Below are 23998 nucleotides of genomic sequence, written 5' to 3'. Positions count from 1 at the left end.
ATATTGCGGAAAATGTTGCGATTTGCGGCGTGTCGAACAACAAAAAGCGGAGTTAAAACGGAACTAAAACTCGTAAAATCCACACTCAGCCAGCGATTTTTGCCAAGCCAGAAATGCGCGTCATAAACTCGTTCAAGAATCGTGGAACATCAACACCAACAGCAACTTGCATTGTCTTAACAGGGTCATTCAAGCGCGTAACATCACCAATTGTGCGTCCACGAGTTGGACCTTCAACATCAACTTGCATATTGATTGGAAGCGTTGTAACAAGCGTTGGATCCACAGCTACAGCCACTGCCAAAGGATCATGCAAACCGCATCCGCCAAGGTGTGGAGCCGTTGTCTCATATGCCTTAATGTAAAAGTCGGTCATATCTGCAAGGAACTTGCCAGCCTTTGTACCAAGGTCACGCCACTGCTTTGTCTCCTTGTAGGTAAGCAAAGTCTGTAAAGTAACATCCAAACCAATCATTGTTACTGGAGCACCAGAGCGGAATAGTACATCTGCAGCATCTGGGTCTTGAGATATATTCGCTTCGGTCCAAGCATTTACGTTTCCATGAATGGTAAGCGCTCCGCCCATAAGAACAATCTTTCCGATTTCGTCCTTGATTTCTGGAGCTTTCTTCAACGCAGCAGCGATATTTGTCATTGGTCCTGTTGGAACATACACCAAGTCCTTGCCATATTTCTTTACAGAATCGATAATAAAATCAACAGCTGATTCATCTTCTGCTTTGCGCGCAGAATCTGGAATCTCAACATCGCCAATTCCGTTATCTCCATGAATAAATGCAGAAATTGGAAGAACTTCAAAAGAATCTTTTTTGCTTGCGTGCGAAAGTCCCTTATAAACTTTTACTTCGGGATGCCCAAGTAAGTCTGTGATTGCAAGCGCGTTACGAACACCTTGCTCCATTAAAACGTTGCCATACGTGCCAGTTATGCCAATAAGCTCCATTTCTGGGCTTCCAAGAGCATAAGATATAGCGAGAGTATCGTCAACACCAGTATCAAGATCAAGAATCAGCTTCTTCACTTGAGTTACCTCCCTTTGTGTATTTGGCATGATTTTACAGTCGTTGTAAATCATGGATTGCGCGAATATTTTCAAAATTATTCAAATGCAACCAAGCAAAAATTCTATTATCATAATTTTGAAAATCAACATTACAATTGGATAATTTTAGATATATCATTGTTTCTTTATTGTGCAATAGTTTGCGATTTTTGTTATAAAATGTTTCAATCGCCAACAAAAGTTAAATTAAATAAACAAACGTTTAAATTATGCTTAGAAACTAGCATTCAAACATAAACATTCAGATATAACAATATGAAAAAATTTTGCGAAAAATGTTAAAAAATAATCAAAGAAAAACCTAAAAATAAATCGCGCGACACGCCGCCACAGCACATCGCGCGATTTTAATAGTCAACACAAACTAAATTCGCAAATACGTTGCAAAAACCTACAGTCTAGGCAAGTATTTCTCTAGCTCGTAAGGTGTTACTTGGCGACGATACTCTTCCCACTCTTTATGTTTATTGCGCAAGAAGTATTCAAACGCATGCTCACCTAAAACGCTAGCTACAAAATCAGACTTCTCCATAATCTTCAAAGCTTCATCCAAAGACTCAGGAAGAGGCTGAATGCCCATAGCTTGACGCTCAGCATCCGTAAGCTCCCAAACGTCGTCGCTAGTAGGATCGCACAAAGTCATTTGCTTTTCAATGCCATCTAAGCCAGCAGCCAACAAAACAGAGTATGCAAGATACGGATTCGCAACAGGGTCGAGCGCGCGAAACTCCATTCTGCAAGAATTACCTTTGCCAGGCTTATATTGCGGCACACGCAAAAGCGCAGAACGGTTGCTATGACCCCAGCAAACATAGCTAGGAGCTTCCGCCCCACCCCACAAGCGCTTGTAAGAATTAACGTATTGATCTGTAACAGCGCAAATTTCTGCAGCATGATGCAAAATACCAGCCGCAAATTGGCGAGCAATAAGCGACATATTAAACTCTTGCCCAGCCTCATAGAAAGCGTTTGAATCTCCTTCAAACAGGCTTAAATGCGTGTGCATACCAGAACCAGGCTGGTCAGTTAGCGGCTTAGGCATAAAGCTCGCATACATTCCGCGCTCAAGAGAAATCTCCTTAACAACAGTGCGGAAAGTCATAATGTTATCTGCAGTAGTAAGAGCGTCTGCATATCTTAAGTCAATCTCATTTTGACCAGGACCGCCTTCGTGGTGAGAATACTCAACAGAAATACCCATCTGTTCAAGCATGCTCACAGCGCTACGACGAAAGTCCATTGCCGAACTTCTTGGAACGTGGTCAAAATACCCACCTTCATCAATAGGAACAGGTGTTTTAGACCAATCGTCTTGCGCTTCAAATAAGTAAAACTCAATTTCTGGATGAACGTAAAAAGTAAAGCCTTTTTCTTTAGCTTTTGCGAGCGCAGTTTTAAGAACATGACGCGGATCTCCAAGAGACGGCTCCCCATCTGGCGTTAAAACGTCACAAAACATGCGCGCCGTACCTTCTGGACCGCCATGCCATGGCAAAAGTTGGAAAGTCGAAGGATCTGGCTTAACAATCATGTCGTCTTCTAAAACACGAGTCATGCCTTCAATCGCAGAACCATCGAAGCCAATACCCTCTTCAAACGCAGCCTCAAGCTCTGCTGGAGCAATAGCAACCGATTTAAGAGTTCCAAGAACATCCGTGAACCATAGTCGAATAAAACGAACGTCACGCTCTTCAACTGTACGCAAAGCGAATTCTTGCTGTCTATCCATATCTACAGTCCAATCAATTTAAGTGTGTAACTATGTGTTTTTCTCTCATACTCTTTAACTAATATTTAAGAGATTAATTTATATTATCTCTTACTTTTCACTTTTATTTAGTTTTATGAGCATGAATTTACTTATTTTTAATGTAGCAATCTAATAGCAATCTACTTAACGTGGATTACATCTTTTTGCCATATTTATAAAAAATCTCTTTGGCTTGATCATCGCTTAAATCATCTGTACTTGTAACTTCAATCCCAGATTCTTTAAGATCTTTAACACTTGAGTAACAAATCATAAGGTCTTCAACACATCTAGCAGCCATTGCAAGAATCATAGGAGGAACAACGTCTAAAACGCCTCGATTGTATTCATAAACTTTTGCATCAATCTTATTAGCGCGATTTACCATTAGAACAGCAGGCATTCCACGAAAATAGTCGGTAAATTTTTTAACTGATTTTTCTGGATTATCTTCGTCTAAATCACGTAAAACTGCGACTCCACCATTTTCATCGTTAAAACAATCCGCATTAACTCCAGCCATTTTGCAAAAAGATGCAAGAAGCTCTCCCGGCTCTATAGCTGTTAAGAACAGCGCGCACTTTGCCTTTTTTCCAAGCAAACCTTGCAAATCTTCTTCAAAATCTGCTTGCTCAATCTTTTTTACAGCATCATCGATTGAATCACGATTTTGCTCTTCGCTAAACTCTTTTTCAAAACCAAGCAATGCATCTTCCAGCTCTTTATCGGTAAAAGAAGTACGAACATCGTTGGAATCATTGGAGCCAACGCCATTATTGCCATTAACTCCATTATTATCACTAACGTTATTGCTTTTATTCAAATCGTCGTTATCTTTACACATATCTTTTTACCTTCTAAATCAAAAAGCCTTATTTTTACTTGTTTTTACTTATCTTTACTTATCTTTACCACTTCTTAAAACGCTTAAAATCACTCTAAAACACTCTAAGAATATTCTACGCGATTAGCTTATTTTAATCGGCTCATTTTAGGCGCCTGGCAAACAAGCTGGGCCAAACAATATTTTTAGCTCTGCAAAAAGTGACATATCTCGCTTAACTCTAAATCTATCTCCAAAAGCTAAGACTTTTGCGCGCCCCTTAGAGTCAATCAAAGCAAGTCTTACTTCGCAACACCCAGGATGCTCACATAATATAGAACTCAACTTGTCTAATTTAGATTTATCGATACTCATATTAGGAAGAACAATATTAAGAGGTCTTGAATCTATAGATTCCAAAGAAGGTATTTCAAAATATTTACCACGCAAAGAAACTGTTTCATCGCGAACCTCAACTTCACCTCGAATTTGAGCTACTTGATCAATCGCAAAATCATTTGCAGCAGCTTCGTATGCTTTGCTGAAAAACATACATTGTATGGAACTTTCCATATCTTCCAATGTGATTATTGCCCACGCATTACCTTGTTTAGAAACACGTCTATCTACACCAGTAATCAGACCAGCTAAAGTCACTTTAGTGCGTTCATTCATAGTTTTTGCTTTATCAATCAATTCAGCAATACTCATATCACTCAAGCTACTTAAAACAGCAGAAAGACCGCTCAAAGGATGATCAGAAACATAAAGTCCTAACATCTCACGCTCAAAGTTTAGCTTTGTTTTTTTATCCCATTCTTCTACATCAGGAACATTTATTTCAGCATCGCCTAACGACAGATTATCTGTATTATCTTCATCAATACTAGAGAATAAATCAAACTGACCTTCCAATTGCCTACGCTTAATAGGTATTACGGAATCTATCGCTTGTCCACAAATTTCCCAAATAGCACGCCTATTAGGATCAATAGAATCGAAAGCTCCAGCTTTAATCAAAGATTCAACAAGCCTTCTGTTAAGAGCATCGAAAGAAACTCTTTTAACGAAATCTTTGAAATTCACAAAACGTCCTCTAGAAGATTCACGTTCAGCAATAATATCTTTTACAGCTTTATCTCCAACGTTTCTAATTGCTCCAAGACCGAATCGCACAACATTGCCTACAGCAGAATACTCTAATACTGATTCATTAACATCAGGAGGTAAAATGCGAATTCCCATGCGCCTTGCTTCACCCAAATACAGTGCAGTCTTATCTTTATTCGTACGTTCGTTTTGGAGTAACGCAGCCATAAATTCAACCGGGTAATGCGTTTTTAAGTAAGCAGTCCAATATGAAATCAAACCGTATGCAGCAGAATGAGCTTTATTAAACGCGTAACCAGAGAATGGAACTAAAACATCCCACACAGCTTGAGCAGCTTCTTTAGAATACCCATGCTCTTGCATACCTTTAAAGAACGGGATTTTCTCTTTAGCCAACACTTCTGGCTTCTTTTTACCCATAGCTCTACGCAAAACATCTGCTTTGCCAAGGCTATACCCTGCTAAAATACGCGCAGCAGATTGCACCTGCTCTTGGTACACAATCAAACCATAAGTTTCGCCTAAAACATCTTTTAGCGGCTCTGCAACTTCGGGGTGAATAGGCGTAATCTTTTGCAAACCGTTCTTGCGCTTAGCGTAGTTTGTATGGGAATCCATATCCATAGGACCTGGCCTATAAAGCGCAATCAAAGCAGAAATATCGTTAAAGTTATCTGGTTTTAGAGTGCGAAGAAGCGCACGCATACCGTCGGAATCAAGCTGGAAAACTCCTAAAGTATCTCCTCTTGCAAGAAGTTTGTAAGTTTCTTTATCGTCTAAAGGTATTTTCGTATAATCAATTTTTGTATGACGATTATTCTCAACATTTCGAATAGTATCCCTAATAACCGTTAAGTTAGAAAGACCCAAAAAATCCATCTTAACTAGGCCAAGAGTTTCGCAAGTGTGATACTCAAAAGTTGTTGTAATTGTGCCATCAGTGCGCTCCAAAAGAGGAGACGTATCTGTAATAGGCTCCGAACCCATAATCGTTGCACAAGCATGCACACCCGTTTGGCGAATCAAGCCTTCAATACCCTTTGCTTCTTCTGTAATTAGCTTTGTATCTGGGTCATCCTTGTACATCTCACGGAACTCACGAGCCTCCGCGTATCTCTTTGACTTTTCGTCAAAAATTTCATGCAAGCTCATATCTTTGCCATTTTTTGCAGGAGGCAAAATCTTTGTAATTTTTTCTCCAACAGAAAACTCATAACCCATTATTCGAGCAGCATCTTTAAGAGCTTGCTTAGTTTTAATCGTGCCATAAATCACGCATTGCGCTACTTTGTCTTTTCCATATTTTTCGCCAACGTATTCCAAAACTTTGGCTCTACCTTCTGGATCAAAGTCAACGTCAATATCTGGCAAAGACACGCGCTCTGGGTTTAAGAATCGTTCAAAAATCAAACCATGCTTCATTGGGTCAAGCTCTGTAATGCCCATTGCATACGCCACCATTGCTCCTGCAGCGCTTCCTCGTCCAGGGCCAACCATAACCCCGTGCTCTTTTGCCCAATTAATATAGTCTGCAACAACTAAAAAGTAGCCACAAAATTGCATTTGGCATATAACGCCACACTCGTAGTCTGCTTGTTTTAAGACTTCCATTGGAACATTGTTGTTGTATCTGCGTTCCAAACCCTCTTCAACTTTTTTAAGGAATAGCGAAGTCTCATCCCACCCTTTAGGACAATCAAATTGCGGCATAAAAGCGCCATCTTCGCCGTCATCAAACATAACATTGCAACGGCGCGCAATCTCAAGCGTATTATCGCAAGCTTCTGGAAACTCCTTAAAAAGCTCACGCATTTGCTCAGCAGACTTCAAATAATAGCCAGAACCGTCAAACTTAAAACGATCTGGATCATCTAAGCGAGATCCAGAATTAATGCAAAGCATTGCATCTTGCGCTTCTCTATCTTCTTCGTGCACATAGTGCAAATCGTTAGTAGCAAGAAGAGGAGCATTCAACTTTTTAGCAATCTCAAGCAAATCTTTTGTAACGCGTGTTTCAATAGAAAGCCCGTGATTCATAAGCTCAATAAAGAAATTATCTCGACCAAAAATATCTTGGAACTCACTTGCAGCGCGTAAAGCCTCATCAAATTGACCCAAACGAAGACGCGTTTGAATAATTCCAGACGGACATCCAGAAGACGCTATAACGCCTTTAGAATACGTTGAAAGCACATCTTTATCCATTCGAGGATATCGCATAACGCGACCTTCCAAATTGGCTATAGACGATGCTTTAAGCAAATTTGTTAAGCCTTCATCATTTTCGGCCCACATTGTCATGTGAGTAATCAAACCACCGCCAGAAACATCGTCGCTTCTTTGCGCGTCCGTTCCCCAATGAACTCGGCTTTTGTCTTGTCTGGCTGTTTCTGGAGTCACATAAGCTTCGATTCCAATAATCGGCTTAATCCCAGCTTTTACAGCCGTGCTCCACATCTCGTACGCGCCATGCATATTGCCGTGGTCTGTAATAGCAATAGCTGGCATACCCAATTCTTTTGCACTCGCTACTAGGTCTGGTATCTTTGAAGCACCATCCAAAAGCGAATAATGCGTGTGGTTATGCAAATGTACAAAGTTTGTTTCTGGCCTAGTCATGCTTGCTATTTTATAGATGCAATATGACCTGTTTTGCTAAATATGCTCGCTTTTATAATTGTCGCACGGCTTGTAAAGCGTGTTGCAAATCTAGCGGATACTTCGATTCAAGCTTAACTAATTTTCCTGTTCTAGGATGCTTAAATTCTAGCTTAGTTGAGTGAAGCCATTGGCGTTGTAACTCTAGTTTTTCTGCGAGTTTTGGGTTTGCTCCATACATTTTATCCGCCACTAATGGATGGCCAATCGAAGAAAAATGCACGCGTATTTGGTGAGTTCTACCCGTCTCTAAATTTACGCTAACTAAAGTTGCAATTCCAAAGCGCTCCAAAACATCCCAATGCGTTACAGCTGGCTTGCCATTTTTAGTTACAGTAAACCTAAAGTCAGATACTTTCGACCTTCCAATCGGAGCTTCAATAGTCGCTTTGTTTTGCTCCAAATTTCCTTGCACTAATGCCGTATAAGTTTTTTTAACACTATGACTAGCAAATTGCTGCTTCATCTTTTCGTACGCAAAATCCGTTTTGCAAACGAGCATAAGGCCGCTTGTTCCAACGTCTAACCTGCTTACGATTCCTTTGCGTGATTCGTCGCAAAGCGTTGTGTTTATTTTAATCCCAGCGTCTTCTAGGCATTCTGGAACAGTAGGCCCGTTCCACCCTTTTGCTGCGTGAGACGCCACAGAAACAGGCTTATTTATTACTACAACATCGTCATCATTGTATACGATTTCTAAATCGCATATAGAAGGCTGGCTTTGAGGATTACTGGAAGAATCGCGAGCAGTAGCACAATCGCAAGCACAATCGTCTTCTTTATTTACAACAATCACATCTGATTCTTGCAAAATAGACGATTTTTGCGACTTTCTATTTAAGATTTTTGCTTTGCCACTATCGATTAGCGATATTGCGTTTGCACGCGATACTCCCATAAGCTTCGACAAACATACGTCGAACCTGCATCCTGCAAATTGACTCGTAACTGTAAAACGAATATCACTCATCAGCGCGCTCTATAAGAGGAATCCCAATCAAAATAAGGCATATAACTGCGATTCCTGCAAACATAAGCTCAATATCTGCAACATTTCCAACGGACCATCCGTAGTTTATAAAATCTACGACTTTTCCGTTCAAAAAGCCCTGAGCATATTGCGCTCTATCAATAAGATTTCCAAAAGCTCCAGCAAAAGCTAAAGCAAGCGCAATAGTCCAATATAAGGATTTTGTGTGCTTAATAACAGCAGTCATAGCACCGCAAGCAGCGCAAGCTAACACGCTAATAACCCAAGTAAAAGAAGAGCCTAAGCCAAAAGATGCTCCAGGATTCCTAACAAGAGTAAAAGAGAGCAAGTGTGGAAGAATCTCAATGTTTTTTCCACCACTAAGCGCCGCTAAAGCCCAAACTTTTGTTACTCGGTCTAAAACCACGCCAATAAAAGCAATCAGTGCAAAAACGGCTGCGCGATTACGCAGCCGTTCTACACGCACATAACTATGCGTCAATGTATTTTCCAATCTAAAGGGATTTAGTAAATACTACTAAATACTAGTAAATACTACTTATCCTGCTTATCTTGATTTTCCATAGATGTATACGTGTTTTCGTCGGAAACTTGAGCAACAAGCTGACCCAAGAAGTCGGTCAAGCGAGTACGATACTCAGTTTCAAACTGCTTAAGGCTTTGAATGTTTCCTTCAATAACCTTAGTTTGCTTCTCGAGATTCTCACGTACTTGGCGAGCATATGCGTCTGCAGAAGTGCGAGTAGTGGAATCGTAATCCGCAGCTCTGTGCTGAACTTCTGCTTCGTATTGATCAGCTTGATCGTGAGTTTGCTTGGAGTAGTCATCCGCAGCTTGACGAACCTTGCCCGAGTAAGCGTCTGCCTCGTTGTGAGCACGAGCCGCATAAGCATCGGCATCTCCGCGAGTACGAACCGAATAATCATCCGCATCCCCGCGAGTTTGCTTATTGTATTCGTCAGCCTCGCTGTGCGTGCGACCAGAGTATTCGTCTGCCTTGGCAATTATCTCGTTATAGCGTGCCTGGCTTTCTTCAACAATCTGCTGAGCCTTTGCCTTGCCCTTGTCTACATATTGATCGTGCAATTGCATTGCAAGAGTCAACATAGCAGTAGCACGCTCTGGCTCCGAGCCCTGAGCTTCCGCACCAGCGCCTGCAATCTTTTGCAAGCTACCAGTTTCTGTGCTTGGTTCCATCTTAGAAACTTGCTCGCGAAGCTGTTCTTCTCGCTTATGCGATTCTTCGAGCTGCTTGTTAAGATCTTGAACCTTAGCATTTTCTTGCTGAGTTACAACAAGCTGCTGGCGAACCTCTTCTAGCTCACGACCCAAGTTTTCGCTGCTTGCACGGAAGTCATCGCGCTCGCGCGTAACGTTTTCAAGCTCTTCTTGAATCTTCTTATCAGCGTCTGCCTTAGCATTATCTGCATTTGCAGCTTGAGCGGTAAGCTGATCTACTTGAGCACCCAATCCATCCAGTTGCTCCTTAAGCTGCTGATTTTGCTCGCTCAATGCACGGTTGTTTTCTTCCGCTTCCTTAAGCTTTGCTGCAAGATCGTTATCACTCTTGCTTGCATTGCTGGATGCTTCTCGCAAATCATTATTTTCTTTAGTTAAAGATTCAACCTGATTTGTTAAGTCTGCAATCTTATTGTTTAAGCTAGCAACATCAGCGCCAAGAGACTGCGTAGAAGCCCCGAGTCCTTGCACGGCCTGCTGACCAAGCGCTTCGATTGTTTCTGTAACCTGATCTAAAAAGTCATCAACTTCGTCAACGTCATAGCCTCCCTTGAATCTAACGATCTGGAAGGTATGCTCGCGAATGTCTTTAGGCGTTAACAGAGCCATAATGCATTACACCTCACTTTTGGGCGCGCAGCCCTTTTGATATATCTCTTCGATGCTATCACGTCCATAGAAAAAATTGTGTAAAAAGTAATTATTTTTTACGAAATCTGCCAATATTTTATTATTCAGACTTATTTTTATTATGAAGACTTACGTTTAGTAAATGTTTAGTAAATAATGTGATTAATAGATAATAATACGAATATCATTTAAGAATAGTGGCGATTGCGCGCGTATAGTAAACATTCTTAAAGTCTTAATAAAAAAAATCTTAATAGATCATAGATAAAATCACTTGTAAAACAATTATCAAAAAGTAAACAACCATAAAACTTACGTCTAAACTTATGTTACCAAGCCTTACGGATGGTATGAATCTACGCGCAAATCTTAAAAGCGGTTCCGTTAAATAATATATGATTTGAGCAAATTTTCTAACAATCGCATTTGGCCTAAATGAATGGAATACGATTGGAATCCAGTCTAAAATTGCGCGAATAAATAGCACTGTTAAGTATGCGCTTAGAAAAAGATTAATGATTAATATTAAGCTGTTAAAAATCATAAACTCACTTCCGTAAATAAACTTTCTTAAAACAATCACAAGTAAACAATCATCACAATAAAAGTTAAGAAGATTTTTGTTATTAAATAATTTTTATTCGATAATTGATATTAGATAATTTAAGGCAGAAATCTCAAAGAGACTCTGCCTTAAATCTAAATAACGCATAAAGCAAATGCTATAAGCGGTCTTTGTTACTAAGCTTGTATCTTTACGAGAACAATTCTCTAGCAGAACCGCCATTAGGAGCGTCTTCAACCTTTATGTTTACTTGCGAAGGACTTAGAAGAAACACTCTTGGCGTTACTCGCTCAATAGACCCACGAACACCAAATACAACTCCAGCAGAAAAGTCAACAATGCGATACGCAACAGATTCACTAACACCAGTAAGATTCAAAACAACTGGAGTTCCATCTCTTAACGCACGCCCAACTAATTGAGCATCGTCATAAGACTTTGGATGAATCGTTGTAATGCGACTCATGCGGACTGCTCCAGCACGAGAAGCAGTGCCATTACCCAACTGCGATTCTGAATTATGCAGACTTATAGGAGCAACGTTGTGATCGTTGTCAAACGAAGTTTCTTGCGCTTGAGAATCAACGAAATCATCGTCGTCTTGAACATCACTCATGCCTACGTAAGACATCATGTTCTTCATAAAGCCAGCCATTAAGCTGCCCTCCTATCGCTATGCTTAACGTAGAAAATCAGGAATATCCAATTCGTCTGGTTCGTCTTGAGGCTTATCTTTAGAAGCCGATGCTTGATAATTCTGGCTTGGTGCAACAGAATCAAACATAGAAGAAACAGGCTGCGAAGATTCTTCAGCAACAACAGGCTTTGCGGAAGGCGCGACTGGAGTTGTTGACTGAGCTGGGGCAACAGAATCAACTCCTGCTTGCATATCTACAAAAGCACCAGCCTTATCGTCTTCCACCTTAGGGTGGGAATCAAAACCAGCAGCAATAACAGTAACGCGAACTTCGTCTCCGTAAGAATCGTCCAAAGAAAGACCCCAAATAATCTGGGCTTCTGGATGAATTGCCTTGCGAACAAGTTCTGTTGCAGCGCTTGCTTCTTGCAACTTCAAATCGCTTGGACCTGCAATATTAATCAAAGCACCGTGAGCGCCTTCAATGCTCTCTTCAAGCAATGGGGAGCTAATAGCAATTTCAGCAGCTTGAGTAGCTCTGTCTTCTCCCTTTGCAGCGCCAATTCCAAACAGCGCGGTTCCAGCACCACGCAAAACGGCGGTAACATCCGAAAAATCAACATGAATATAAGAATTCATGGTAATCAAATCGGTAATACCTTGCACGCCTGCAAGCAATGCGGTATCTGCCGTCTTAAAAGCTTCAATAATTCCGATAGTTCGATCTGAAATTTCCAACAAACGATCGTTTGGAATAACAATCAAAGCATCGACTTCTTTACGAAGATTTTCAATACCAAGTTTTGCTGATGCAGCACGCTGAGGGCCTTCAAACCCGAAAGGACGCGTAACTACTGCGATTGTTAAAGCACCTTGCTGGTGTGCAGCTCGCGCAACTATTGGGCTTGCACCTGTACCAGTTCCACCGCCCTCGCCGCAAGTTACGAACACCATATCGGCGCCCTTTAATGCTTCTTCAATGTCGGATTGATGATCTTGTGCAGCTTTTGCACCCTTTTCTGGATCAGCACCAGCACCGAGACCACGACTTGAAGCATCAGATAATGAAATCTTTACATCAGCGTCGGAACGCAACAAATCCTTAGCATCAGTGTTGATAGCTACGAATTCTACGTTCTGCAAACCCTCGGTGATCATTCGGTTGACGGCGTTACCACCGGCTCCACCGACGCCGACTACCTTGATTATGGTTTTGTCGTTGAAATTGTCAGTCTGGGCAATCTCGCTCACCGTTGTCTCCTGTCACTCACACGCACGTTTTACGCAATACTTTAGCGCAAAACGCTCGATAATGGCGACGTTTTACAAATAAAAACTTAAAAAATGTCACCGATTCGATAATACACCGTGCTATACGCAAATATTTAAGGCGTTTTATCAACAAAAGTTTGGAACATTAAGCAATAGTTTAGACGCCATTTTTAACAGCCACTAAACCCTAGAAAACTCTAGAAAAACGCTAGTAGCTAGCATCCATTGGATCATTGCCAAAAAGCTCTTTGCGCTCCTCGCTAGTAGTAATTCTTGAATCCAACCAGCCATATGGCAAATGAACTTTTTTAGCAAAACGAACTCGACCACGCGGCGTGTCTAAAATCTGCTCAGGAAGCTTAAGTGACGAATCTAACGCATCAATATTGCGTTGAACGTCATCAATAGACTCGCATTCCATAAAGCTTTTGCGAGTTCCTCCTCCAACTGGGAAGCCTTTCAAATACCAAGCAATATGCTTTCGCAAGTCATGAACTGCCATTCGCTCATCGCCATCATAAAAGTCAACAAGAAGCTCCAAATGCCTTAAAATCACCTTGCAAACTTCGCCAAGACTTGGATTAACGCGATTATCGCTGCCATTGCAGGCAGAGCGAATATCTGCAAAAATCCAAGGACGCCCCTGGCAGCCTCTACCAATAGCAACGCCTGCACACCCTGTTTCTTTAAACATTGCAAGAGCGTCGTCCGCGCCCCAGATATCACCATTGCCAAAAACAGGAATATCTAAAGCCTCTACAAGCTCGCCAATACGGCTCCAATCGGAATGACCACCATAATATTCTGCAGTGGTACGCGCATGCAAAGTAACAGCCGCACAACCCTCTTCTTGCGCAATATGGCCAGCTTGCATAAAAGTCTCGTGAGCTTCGTCAATTCCAACACGGAATTTAGCTGTAACAGGAATTCCCGCTGGATTACACACGCTTACAACGCGATGTAAAATCTCTTGAAGCAAATCTGTTTTCCAAGGAAGAGCAGAACCGCCGCCGCGCCTTGTAACTTTAGGAACTGGGCAGCCAAAGTTTAAGTCAACGTGATCTGCCATATTTTCGTCAACAACAATTCGAGCAGCTTGCTCCACAATTAAAGGATCTACTCCGTAAAGTTGCAAGGAGCGCACTTTCTCGCTAGGCGCAAAACGGCATAAACGCAAGGCTTTTGGATTTCTTGCGACTAGTGCGCGTGCAGTAATCATTTCTGCAACATACAAGCCATCTGGCCCGTACTCTCGGCAAATCACGCGAAAAGGCCAGTTAGTAATACCAGCCATTGGAGATAAAACAACAGGAGTTGCAATATGAATTTTCCCTAAATCCACTGGTTTAATAGAAAAATCCATATTGCTTTAACTCCGTTCACTTTAATATTTTTGCTAGCGATTTTACGCGATTTTTTACTAGCGACTTTTACTAAATACTTATTAGTACAATCCGCCAGCTTGAGCAATCTTTACAGGCTGCGACTCGTCAACGCCGCCTTCCTTAGAAACATCCACACCGCCATCTGCAGCGCGAGTTCCAACAATCTCTACAGGACCTTGCGGATACTTAACGCGCTTTTCATTAATGCGGCTTGCTACGTAATCTGCAACCTTATCTAAGGAAACACGCTCTTGTTGCATAGTGTCGCGCTCGCGAATTGTAACAGCGTGATCTTCCAAAGTATCGAAGTCAACTGTTACACACAAAGGAGTACCAATCTCGTCTTCGCGGCGATAGCGGCGACCAATAGCACCAGCCTCATCGTAATCGATAACCCAATCATGCTGTCGAAGATCCGCAGCCAAATCTTGAGCAACCGATTGCAATTCTGGCTTCTTGCTCAATGGCAAAACAGCAGCCTTAACAGGAGCCAAACGAGGGTCAAGTCTAAGAACAGTGCGCTTATCCACTCCACCCTTAGTGTTTGGAGCCTCGTCAACGTCGTAAGCATCAACCAAGAACGCCATAAGCGAGCGCGTAAGGCCAGCAGCAGGCTCAATAACGTAAGGCACGTACTTTTCGCCAGTTGCCTGGTTAAAGTAGCTCAAATCCTCGCCAGAATGCTTAGCATGAGCAGACAAATCGTAGTCGGTACGGTTTGCAATGCCTTCAAGCTCTCCCCAGTCAGATCCTTGGAATCCGAATTTGTATTCAATATCTACAGTGCGCTTGGAATAATGGCTTAGCTTCTCTTTAGGATGCTCATACATGCGCAAATTCTCTGGCTTTACGCCCAAATCAACATACCAATTTACGCGAGTGTCAATCCAATATTGATGCCAAGCTTCGTCGGTTCCAGGCTCTACGAAGAACTCCATTTCCATCTGCTCAAACTCGCGAGTGCGGAAGATGAAGTTTCCAGGCGTAATCTCGTTACGGAAAGACTTACCAATGTTTGCAATGCCGAATGGCGGCTTTTGACGCGTAGAAGTCATAACGTTCTTAAAATCAACGAAAATACCCTGCGCTGTTTCTGGTCGCAAGTAATGCAAGCTGTTTTCGTCTTCTACTGGCCCCAAATGCGTGCGAAGCATCATGTTAAAATCGCGAGGCTCCGTCCAATTTCCGCGAGTACCGCAATCTGGGCAAGCAATGTCTTTTAAGCCATTCTCTGGCATCTTGTCGCCATGCTTTTCGGCATAAGACTCTTCCAACTTATCTGCACGATGGCGCTTATGGCAATTCAAGCACTCAATAAGAGGATCGTTGAATACAGAAACGTGACCAGACGCAACCCAAACTTGAGAAGGCAAAATAACAGACGTATCTACGCCAACAACATCGCCACGAGTAGTGACCATATAACGCCACCATTCGCGCTTAATATTATCTTTTAATGCAACGCCCAAAGGGCCATAATCCCACGCGGAGCGAGTTCCGCCGTAAATCTCTCCAGCTGGGAACACAAATCCACGACGCTTAGCCAGCGACACAACTTCATCAAGTTTTGAAACAGCCACAATACACCTTTTTCGTAAATCTAGAAAATTCGGGTGAAACGGTGTTTATTATAGAAAAACCCTGTGACGCTAATAGAAACGTATAAAGCTACATATATAAGCTAAGCGAATACAATAAAGTGTAAGCATAATTTTGAACACACATTTGCATTTTGAAAGGATCTAAAATGAGCGAAAACAATGTTGAAAAGACTAACGATAACAAGACTTGCGATACTTGCAATAACAAAAATTCCCACAAAACTAATACAGTTGCAGCATTATGCATTGCTCCTAGCGGAGTTGGCGAAGAACTTAGCGAATACGTAGCAGATTGCGTTAAAGTGATTCGTGATTCTGGATTAAAAAACGAAACAAACGCAATGTTTACAAACATCGAAGGCGAATTCGACGACGTTATGCGCGTTGTAAAAGACGCAACTATGGTTCTTGTTGAAAAAGGCTACCGCACAGGCGTTATCTTAAAACTAGACATTCGCCCTGGTTTTAGCGGTCAAATCGACGCAAAAGCTGCTCTTGTAGACAAGATTCTTGAAGAACGAAATAAAGAAAAATAAAACTAAAATCAAATAATCTCAAAACTCAACAAAGTTATAACAAAACAAAAGAAAGCAGGAATTTATGCTGCAACTTACGGCAGTTCAGAAAATATTGTCCGATTTAGATAAAACCCAAGCAGAACGAGAAAGACAATACAAATACTTTCATCAACATCCTGAACTGTCAATGAAAGAAGATCATACAGCTCAAACAATTATTGATATTCTTAGCAAAGCTGGGATTGAAACAAAGCGAGTTGGCAAAACAGGCGTTGTGGCAGAGATTAAAAACGGCGAAGGTCCTGTTGTTGCTATGAGAGCGGATATTGATGCGCTTCCAATTAAAGAAAATTCAGGAAAAGATTACAATTCAACAGTTAGCACGCAAGACGAAAATGGCAAAACGGTCGGAGTTTCACACGCTTGCGGTCACGATTTTCATATTTCCAGCCTACTTGGTGCCTTGAAGGCTTTTAACAAGCATAAAGATGCTTGGAGAGGAACGTACATTGGCGTTTTTCAGCCTGGAGAAGAAACAGCTCAAGGCGCAAAAAGCTTGGTTGAAAATGGCATTACACGCATTATTCCAAAGCCTGACGTTTACCTTGGTCAGCATGTGTTGGGCGCTATTCCTGCAGGAACAGTTGGTATTCGATCGGGCGCGTTCTTAACTACTGCAGCTTCGATTCGTGTGCACATTTTTGGTAAAGGTTCACATGGTTCTATGCCTGAGTTGAGTGTTGACCCAGTGATTGTTGCTTCGTCAATTGTGCTTAAATTGCAAACGATTGTGTCTCGCGAACTTGCAGCTAAAGATTACGCAATAGTTACAGTCGGCGCAATAAACGCTGGAAGCAAGTCAAACATTATTCCAGACGATGCGGAACTTTTGATTAATACTAGAACATACAGCGAAGATACTCAAAAATTTGTTCACTCTGCTATTGAGCGAATTGTGCGCGGAGAGTGCGAGCTTGCAAGATGTCCTAAGAAACCAGAATTTACATACTATGACCGCTATCCGCTTACGAATAATGATCAGAATTCATCTTTGCGCGTGCGTAAAGCTTTTGATGAATACTTTGGAGAAGACTCTGTAAATATTTCGCGCGCTTCTGCTTCAGAAGATTTTTCTATAGTCGCGAACGCTTTCAATACACCTTACGCATACTGGGGATTAGGTGGATTTGAAGACATGAAAAATGCTCCAGGAAACCACAATCCAGCTTTTGCTCCAGATTTGCAACCAACTCTAAATCGTGGACTTGAATCAGCTGTTGTTGCAGCTTGTGCATGGCTAGCTTGCGACTAATAAATTAATTCTACTAACAGATAAGTTTAAGCGGTTTTTACGCCACCAAATCTGCGGTCGCGATGCGCATAACGGTCGATTGACCTCCACAACGCTTCGCGACCATAATCTGGGAAGAGTTCTGGCACAAAATCAAGCTCCGCATAAGACGCCTGCCAAGGCAAAAAGTTGCTAGTGCGCTGCTCTCCCGAAGTGCGAATCACAAGATCACAATCTGGAATATCTGGATTATACAAATGTTCTGCAATCATCTTCTCGCTAATGCGATCGCCCTTAATTTTGCCGCTTTTAACTTCCCTAGCAATTGCCGCGCAAGCGTCTGCGATTTCCGCGCGACCACCATAGTTTAAGCAAAAAACAACGTCAATCGTAGTGTTATTTTTTGTGATTTCTTGAGCTTTTTCCAACTCGTCAATAACAGACTTCCACAATTTCGGCCGTCTTCCAGCCCAGCGCACGCGCACTCCCCACTCATTCATTTGCGCAACTCTGCGGTGAATAATATCTCTAGAAAATCCCATCAAAAAATGCACTTCTTGAGGAGATCTCTTCCAATTTTCAGTAGAAAACGTGTACAAGCTTAAGTAGCGAACACCTGCTTCTATTGCTCCTGCAATAGTGTCAAAAACCACTGGTTCCGCCGCTTTATGCCCTTCTGTGCGAATCATTCCGCGCTCTTTGGCCCATCTGCCATTGCCGTCCATAATCACGCCTACATGGCGAGGAACTTTACCTTTAGGAAAATCTGGCACACGGCTAGTATCACTAAATGGAGCCGCTGGAATATTTAACGAAGTGTAGTCAACGTTTTCAAAACTCATAGTTAAAATCTAACAACCCCATTGAACGAATAGCTAAAGCGTTTTGCAAAGCTTGACTAAAAAGCACACTAAAAAGCACACTATATTTTTTGCAAAACTTCTGTTAGATAATTCAAATATCTTTTCCCAAAGCAAGATTTGTACCATCTAGCATACTCTAAGAATCCAGTATCGTAGCCCCAAATCTTAAAATCGTAAGATCCATTTGACTTTAAGTAATAGTCTACAAATTCTACGCATTGCTCGATTTGACTTACAGATAAAACAAGCGGAAGCAGCTCTTTTTCAACATCTGTTAATGATCGAACGCTAGCATATCCTTGCAAAATTGACTTAACTAAGTCCGTTCTAAATGAATCTTTTTTGCCATTCGCAATATCTACCCATTGAATTGTGTTGCGTTCTAAAGTCATTGCCAAATCGTAGATTGCTGTGTTTTTATACGCCATTCCAAAGTCAAATACTGCGCTTGGAGAGCTATCTTTCCACATAAAATTAGATATATGCGGATCTCCATGAGTCCACTGCTTTTTTAGATTCACATACCCCAAATCGTAAATTTTTTTGCATTTTGGAGCAAATTCACTTAAATCTTTTACAAAATCACGATTCTGCTCTTTTAAGAATTTTGCTAAATCAGGTCTATTTTTTAACCAAACTTCTGCAGCTTTTTGCACATCTTCGCTTGCACAAAGACTAAATCTTGATTGAAAAGCGTTGATTTCCTTAGGATTTGGCTCGTCAAAACTTTGCGAAGCTAAGGCGATTTTTGCCATCATTACTCCAAGATTTTTGGCTTCTTCACACGTTTTAGGCGGATCCCAAGTGTACGCGTCTTTGTATCTATCTTCTCCGCTAGCTTTTAAAGTCACTTCGTAAGCGCAATCACCTATTACAAGAAGAGTGCCGTCTACGTAAATATTGCCAGAAGTATCGCCACAAATATCGCCAGCAGTATTCTTTTCTAAACCTAAAAACTCGCTATTTTTGTTAAAATACAAGTACTTTGGCGTGCTTATTTTATTTTTTAAAAGATGCTCAGCAAAACGATGATACGGCCTAATTGTGCTTGCTTGCCTAACTTTTGTGCTGCATCTTTTAATATAAACGTCTAAACTTTGCGATTTTTTTGGCGAATCATCTTTGTAATGCGCGCGAATCAATGAACCTGCAGCCATCGGGCGCAAACTATGGCTTAAAACGCAATCAGCTTCTAGCGGATTCTCTAAAAGAGAACACACAATATTTGCCTCATCTAAATCAACATTTGCCCATCTTTGAGCAACAATATCTAGCTGAGGGTCGTTGCTTTCGTTTTCCATATTCGCTCCAAATTATTTACTACAGGCTCATTGTTTTTCGCAGATTATTTGACACCAACTAGCTTATGCACGGTTGCTTGCGATTCAAGCACATGCTGGCCGACTATTCTGGCAAATACTCGTTTGTTACGCATCCGCTTTCTAGGCTCTTTAGCGCGCAATCAAGAGGCACGCTTAAGTGGCCATTTTCACCCATCCAACGAGTGTAGTTTTCCACCAAAGCCATGTCTGCTGTACCCCAACGACCATTCTTGTCGTACCAAGACGGAATCACTTCGTCTAGCGAGGCGCGCAAAGCCTCTGGGCTAATATGGCAAAGCGCATTTTGCAAAGCATCAACGCCAGCCTGCAGGTCTTTTCCTGCAAGTTCATAGCCCTTAACTGTTGCGCTTGCAAAGTTGCGTATTAATTGCGGATTTCGCTCAATCATCTCTTGGCGAGCGCAAACATAGTAAGAATGATGCGGAGCTACGCCAATAGAATCGAATGGAAGAACAACAACTTGGTCAAATGGAAGCGAACCCTGGTATGGCTCCCACCAAGCTACGTTAATAAAAGCGTCGCACATTCCGCGCTCTACTGCTCGAATATCTGGCTCCCATGGGCCTGGATCAATTGTAATCAGCTTACTAAAGTCACCGCCGTCTGCAGCAACCGCCTGCTGAAGCTCCGTGTATAAGCGCTTAACGCCCATAGGGATTACTACGCGCTTTCCTTCTAGATCTTTGAATCGCGTAATACCAGTGTTTTTATTTGTTATAATTCCGCCAATTTGAGATTGATTCATTACAGCAAATGACGTTAGCTTGTTTGCACCATTTTGATGAGCCAAAAGCTGATTTAAGCGAACAAGAGCTATATCTACTTCTCCACGCTCCAAGCATGCTGGAACATCTCCGCGCTCCGTATCTGTGCTTGTAAACTCTACGTCTAATCCGTATTGCGCATATAATCCGCGCTTTCTTGCAAGGTACATTCCTGTGTGATTCGTCCATGGATGCACATATTCAAGACGTACTCTTAGCATACTAACTCCTTTGTTTTATAGTGATTTGTGATTTTATTTTGACTTTTATTTGCGACTTTTGCGCGCTGCTAACTTGCGATTTTTCTTGCGACTTTTATTTGCGACTTTACAAAAGTGGGCGAGGTAATCCCCGCCCACAAATCAAATCTTACTAGCAAAAGTTAAGACTTAAGCGCGTACTTCTTTGCCAGAAGCAAAACGGCTCAATGCGCCAGTAGCAGCAATACCCTTGTACAAGTACCACATAACTACACCACCAATTACAGCACCAGAAATCATGCTGCAAAGTGTGTGAATCATCATGAATGCGCCAAAGATTGGAACACCTGCGTAGTAGAACGGATAGGTTGAAACGATTCCACCCAAACCAGCTAACGCGCCAGAAAGTGCAGTCAAACCAACGTTCCACTTGCGATACATAACAAACAAGAATGCAAACTCAGCGAACAAGCCCTGAACAAAACCAGGAAGAACGGTACCAATACCGCCCCAGTGGCTACCAACAGTCAACTCAACCATTGCAGCAATAAACTCGCCGAATAGTGCAGCGCCTGGCTTGCGAACCATAATAGCAGCTAAAGGACCAGCGAAGTAGAACAAACCATAGTACAATGCGCTAACGCCTGGAACTGGAATAAGCTTAAGAGCAGCAGAAATAGGCTCACTAATCAAGCCGATGCCCCAGAAGATAATACCAGAAGCTACAGCAATAACAACCGTGAGCGTAACATCAGCCACGTTCCAGCGCAAGGATGGACGCACGGTCTCTTCTTCAACAGATGTACCCATTAGGGTCTCCTTTCATCTTTAACCAATCAAACAAAGGCGACCCTGCAGAAAACTCCGTACGTCGGCATTACCCGATTCACGTTAAACGGTTAGACAGTAATCTTCTCAGCTCTTAAAAGAGCACCCGTGCCTGATATCATTCATATTGCATCAGACAGCGAGGACAAATTTTATAAAATTCAAACATAAAATTAACAAAATCGCTCATTAAGATAATAGAAACTCTAATCAAAATACAGCGAATTAGAATTTTTTTCGCTTAAACGCATAGATCTAATAGGCTTTTCTAACCAATATTCACACCATTGTTCAACACATTTAGATGTTAAATCGTCTATACTTGTTCCGTCTAAATTTTGCCAATCGCCATTAATTAATGAAATCATTTGAAAACGCGCTAGATCATTGCACTTAATAGACTCTAAAGCATGATCTTTAGAGCACATAACTCCACCACTAGCTGCCGAAAAATAGTCTAAATCATTGCGTGTTGAACAAATAACGCACTCATTTAACCTAGGAGACCATCCAGCTAATTGCAATGCTCTTAAAACGTACGAAAGCGCGATTGATTCAGCACTATGCAAACTTTTAGAAAGAGCAGACAAAGCAGCTATAAGAAGATTGTATTGTGAGCAAGAATCCGAATATTGCGAACAAGACGAGACTAAATCGTCTGCAATCTCTGCAATCATGCTAGCGCAACTATACAGATTGTAATCCGCACAAATGCTACCAGCATAAGGCGAGACTAAAACCGCTTGAGAAATAACATCAAAAGTTTTGCCAGTTGCAAAAAGTGCATTAACACGCATAAATGGCTCTAAGCGCCCACCAAATCTAGATTTTAACCGCCTTACACCTTTTGCAACAGCTCGAACCTTGCCATGCTTTTTAGTGAGCATAACAATAACTCGATCAGCTTCCCCAAGAGGAAAAGTCTTAAGAACAACAGCTTCATCGTTATATAACGGCATTAATCAATAACTCTTAGCTTGTATAATCCCTAAATCTAAGTGAAAAATAGATTATTAATTATGATTTGGGTTTACAAATCCGCCAAAATTAGATTCGCCAGTATCGTCAAAATCGTATGAATCATTATTTGCTTCGCGAGAAGAATCTTCAACCGAAGTGTCAAAATGGTTCATAACAGGGAACGAAAGATCTGGAATATCTAAATTAAGACTTTGCGAAGGCTCAAACTTAGGCGAAGCAAGAAGCGAAAGATTCAAATCTCCAATGGATTTAGAATCATTTACATTGTTATTACTTGCATTGTTAGCATTTGCATTATTTACACCATCAGCATTCGCACTAACAACATTCGCGCTATCTTCCTTCTTTTCTGCATCTTTAACTTTTCCAAAATCATTATTGTTATTAGCAAAATTGTTGGAAGCAGCATTAGGAGCATAAGACGGAGGGAATGCTGGAGGCATAACAGTAGACGCTTGCGACATTTCGTCGTCTGTATCGCCACTAGCTTCAACACTCACAGAGTGAGGAGTAAAAATCGCCTTCTGTGCATGATGCTCAACAGGAATAGATGGAGGAATTGCTGGAGGCATTAATGGAGAGGGAGCTGGAGCTGCCTTAGGTTCAACAGCACTAGGCGCAACAACACTAGGTTCAACAACACTAGGCGCAGAAGATGTTTTAGAAACAACATTTTCTTGTAAATCATTATTAGACTTAACAGAAACGCCAAAATTAGCAGAATCAACAGAATCACTAGGATCAAAGTCTGTATACTTAGCAACTCGATCATAAGACTCAAGTCTGCTTAATAAGCGAACGCAAGCATTTAGATAATAGTCCACCTGACGCTCGTCATATCCTCGTTTTCCAGAACGTTGAGTAAATAGAACATTAGAAACAAACATTGCGTCAATTTTGTCTAAATCGCTTAAACTGCTTCCCCAAACTGGATTATATCCAAGAAGAACAGCAATCTTATCTAGCGACTTATTTACAACATTGTCTACTTGTTTTTTATCGTAAGAAGGCTTACGCGATTGCGCGGAATCAAAGCGCATTTTATAATCGCGCTGGGAATGAGAAAGCAAAACTCTATATTCTTCGTCTGCTTGCGCCTTCCAAACAACCTTGCCGCGATTAGAAATCTCGTACTGCGTAGTCTTATCTACAACTGCACGCTCTAATCTAGAAAGAGCAGCATCTACTTGAGGAATGGCATATCCTTCATCTTCTAGATCGAAAGATACGTCTTGAATATCTTTTTGAGTAAGACTAATGTCGCTAGATTCATACAAAGAATGAGCACGCTCAAGAAAATCATTAACTTGCTCTACGCTGTAACCCTTCTTGCGCTTACCTACACGCTCAATACCCGAAGAATTACGCGCGGTATCAGGTTTACTCGCCATAAACAATAGACCTCCTGAACAGATTCGTATTCAATACACTTTACGCGATTGTTAAGACGCATAAACAAAAAACA

At 41.5% G+C, this 23998-nt stretch carries 20 protein-coding genes and 1 riboswitch; of the genes, 2 read left to right on the top strand and 18 right to left on the bottom strand.

What is annotated here, in order from left to right:
* Positions 1 to 85: 85 nt before the first annotated feature.
* The 12 genes from HXT36_RS00560 to HXT36_RS00505 form a co-directional block, all read right to left on the bottom strand.
* Positions 86 to 1042, bottom strand: a complete 957-nt coding sequence (locus HXT36_RS00560; RefSeq protein WP_032813541.1) for a nucleoside hydrolase — start codon at positions 1040 to 1042, stop codon at positions 86 to 88.
* A 433-nt stretch (positions 1043 to 1475) separates the two neighbouring features.
* Positions 1476 to 2813, bottom strand: coding sequence for a type I glutamate--ammonia ligase (gene glnA / locus HXT36_RS00555; protein WP_004132594.1), 1338 nt, complete (start codon positions 2811 to 2813; stop codon positions 1476 to 1478).
* A gap of 175 nt (positions 2814 to 2988) precedes the next feature.
* Complete coding sequence (locus HXT36_RS00550; protein ID WP_016635698.1) at positions 2989 to 3678, bottom strand: hypothetical protein; 690 nt, start codon at positions 3676 to 3678, stop codon at positions 2989 to 2991.
* Between the two features lie 147 nt (positions 3679 to 3825).
* Positions 3826 to 7386, bottom strand: coding sequence for a DNA polymerase III subunit alpha (gene dnaE / locus HXT36_RS00545; RefSeq protein WP_421778832.1), 3561 nt, complete (start codon positions 7384 to 7386; stop codon positions 3826 to 3828).
* A 52-nt stretch (positions 7387 to 7438) separates the two neighbouring features.
* Positions 7439 to 8395, bottom strand: a complete 957-nt coding sequence (locus HXT36_RS00540) for an RluA family pseudouridine synthase (protein WP_016840741.1) — start codon at positions 8393 to 8395, stop codon at positions 7439 to 7441.
* Positions 8388 to 8882, bottom strand: coding sequence for a signal peptidase II (locus tag HXT36_RS00535; protein ID WP_016808726.1), 495 nt, complete (start codon positions 8880 to 8882; stop codon positions 8388 to 8390). The genes HXT36_RS00540 and HXT36_RS00535 overlap by 8 nt, the downstream gene beginning before the upstream one ends.
* A gap of 68 nt (positions 8883 to 8950) precedes the next feature.
* On the bottom strand, positions 8951 to 10264 hold the full coding sequence (locus tag HXT36_RS00530; protein ID WP_016787380.1) for a DivIVA domain-containing protein: 1314 nt from the start codon (positions 10262 to 10264) through the stop codon (positions 8951 to 8953).
* A 271-nt stretch (positions 10265 to 10535) separates the two neighbouring features.
* The gene (locus HXT36_RS00525; protein ID WP_421779218.1) at positions 10536 to 10829 is read right to left on the bottom strand and encodes a YggT family protein; all 294 of its coding nucleotides are present in this window, start codon (positions 10827 to 10829) and stop codon (positions 10536 to 10538) included.
* 211 nt (positions 10830 to 11040) lie between these two features.
* Positions 11041 to 11505 (bottom strand): cell division protein SepF, encoded by a 465-nt coding sequence (locus HXT36_RS00520; protein ID WP_016635704.1) that lies wholly within the window; start codon positions 11503 to 11505, stop codon positions 11041 to 11043.
* Between the two features lie 24 nt (positions 11506 to 11529).
* On the bottom strand, positions 11530 to 12738 hold the full coding sequence (gene ftsZ / locus HXT36_RS00515; RefSeq protein ID WP_032835871.1) for a cell division protein FtsZ: 1209 nt from the start codon (positions 12736 to 12738) through the stop codon (positions 11530 to 11532).
* 229 nt (positions 12739 to 12967) lie between these two features.
* Positions 12968 to 14122, bottom strand: a complete 1155-nt coding sequence (gene dusB / locus HXT36_RS00510) for a tRNA dihydrouridine synthase DusB (protein WP_116438596.1) — start codon at positions 14120 to 14122, stop codon at positions 12968 to 12970.
* An 81-nt stretch (positions 14123 to 14203) separates the two neighbouring features.
* The gene (locus HXT36_RS00505; protein ID WP_016635707.1) at positions 14204 to 15724 is read right to left on the bottom strand and encodes a glycine--tRNA ligase; all 1521 of its coding nucleotides are present in this window, start codon (positions 15722 to 15724) and stop codon (positions 14204 to 14206) included.
* A 167-nt stretch (positions 15725 to 15891) separates the two neighbouring features.
* Here HXT36_RS00505 and HXT36_RS00500 point away from each other — a divergent pair, with 167 nt between their 5' ends.
* Both HXT36_RS00500 and HXT36_RS00495 read left to right on the top strand, forming a co-directional pair.
* Positions 15892 to 16281, top strand: a complete 390-nt coding sequence (locus tag HXT36_RS00500) for an MTH1187 family thiamine-binding protein (protein ID WP_016635708.1) — start codon at positions 15892 to 15894, stop codon at positions 16279 to 16281.
* Positions 16282 to 16345: 64 nt separating this feature from the next.
* Positions 16346 to 17575, top strand: coding sequence for a M20 family metallopeptidase (locus tag HXT36_RS00495; protein WP_016635709.1), 1230 nt, complete (start codon positions 16346 to 16348; stop codon positions 17573 to 17575).
* A 26-nt stretch (positions 17576 to 17601) separates the two neighbouring features.
* On the opposite strand, the gene HXT36_RS00490 is transcribed toward HXT36_RS00495, so the two are convergent.
* The 6 genes from HXT36_RS00490 to HXT36_RS00465 form a co-directional block, all read right to left on the bottom strand.
* Positions 17602 to 18396 (bottom strand): isoprenyl transferase, encoded by a 795-nt coding sequence (locus HXT36_RS00490; RefSeq protein ID WP_248899302.1) that lies wholly within the window; start codon positions 18394 to 18396, stop codon positions 17602 to 17604.
* An 80-nt stretch (positions 18397 to 18476) separates the two neighbouring features.
* Entirely contained in the window at positions 18477 to 19718 is a 1242-nt protein-coding gene (locus HXT36_RS00485) for a phosphotransferase enzyme family protein (RefSeq protein ID WP_421778831.1), read from the bottom strand.
* A 103-nt stretch (positions 19719 to 19821) separates the two neighbouring features.
* On the bottom strand, positions 19822 to 20745 hold the full coding sequence (locus HXT36_RS00480) for an ABC transporter substrate-binding protein (protein WP_421778830.1): 924 nt from the start codon (positions 20743 to 20745) through the stop codon (positions 19822 to 19824).
* A gap of 168 nt (positions 20746 to 20913) precedes the next feature.
* Positions 20914 to 21534: an ECF transporter S component gene (locus HXT36_RS00475; protein WP_004130359.1), complete on the bottom strand. Its 621-nt coding sequence runs from the start codon at positions 21532 to 21534 to the stop codon at positions 20914 to 20916.
* Positions 21535 to 21570: 36 nt separating this feature from the next.
* A riboswitch (TPP riboswitch) is annotated at positions 21571 to 21672 on the bottom strand.
* An 86-nt stretch (positions 21673 to 21758) separates the two neighbouring features.
* Complete coding sequence (recO, locus tag HXT36_RS00470) at positions 21759 to 22511, bottom strand: DNA repair protein RecO (protein ID WP_016787368.1); 753 nt, start codon at positions 22509 to 22511, stop codon at positions 21759 to 21761.
* Positions 22512 to 22565: 54 nt separating this feature from the next.
* Positions 22566 to 23924 carry a DivIVA domain-containing protein gene (locus tag HXT36_RS00465; RefSeq protein WP_421778829.1) on the bottom strand — a complete coding sequence of 453 codons (1359 nt, stop codon included), beginning with the start codon at positions 23922 to 23924 and terminating at the stop codon, positions 22566 to 22568.
* Between the last annotated feature and the right edge of the window lie 74 nt (positions 23925 to 23998).

This window comes from Gardnerella sp. DNF01144 (genome assembly GCF_049244245.1).
Taxonomy (GTDB): Bacteria; Actinomycetota; Actinomycetes; order Actinomycetales; family Bifidobacteriaceae; genus Bifidobacterium; species Bifidobacterium piotii.
This window is presented reverse-complemented; position numbering and strand designations above follow the sequence as displayed.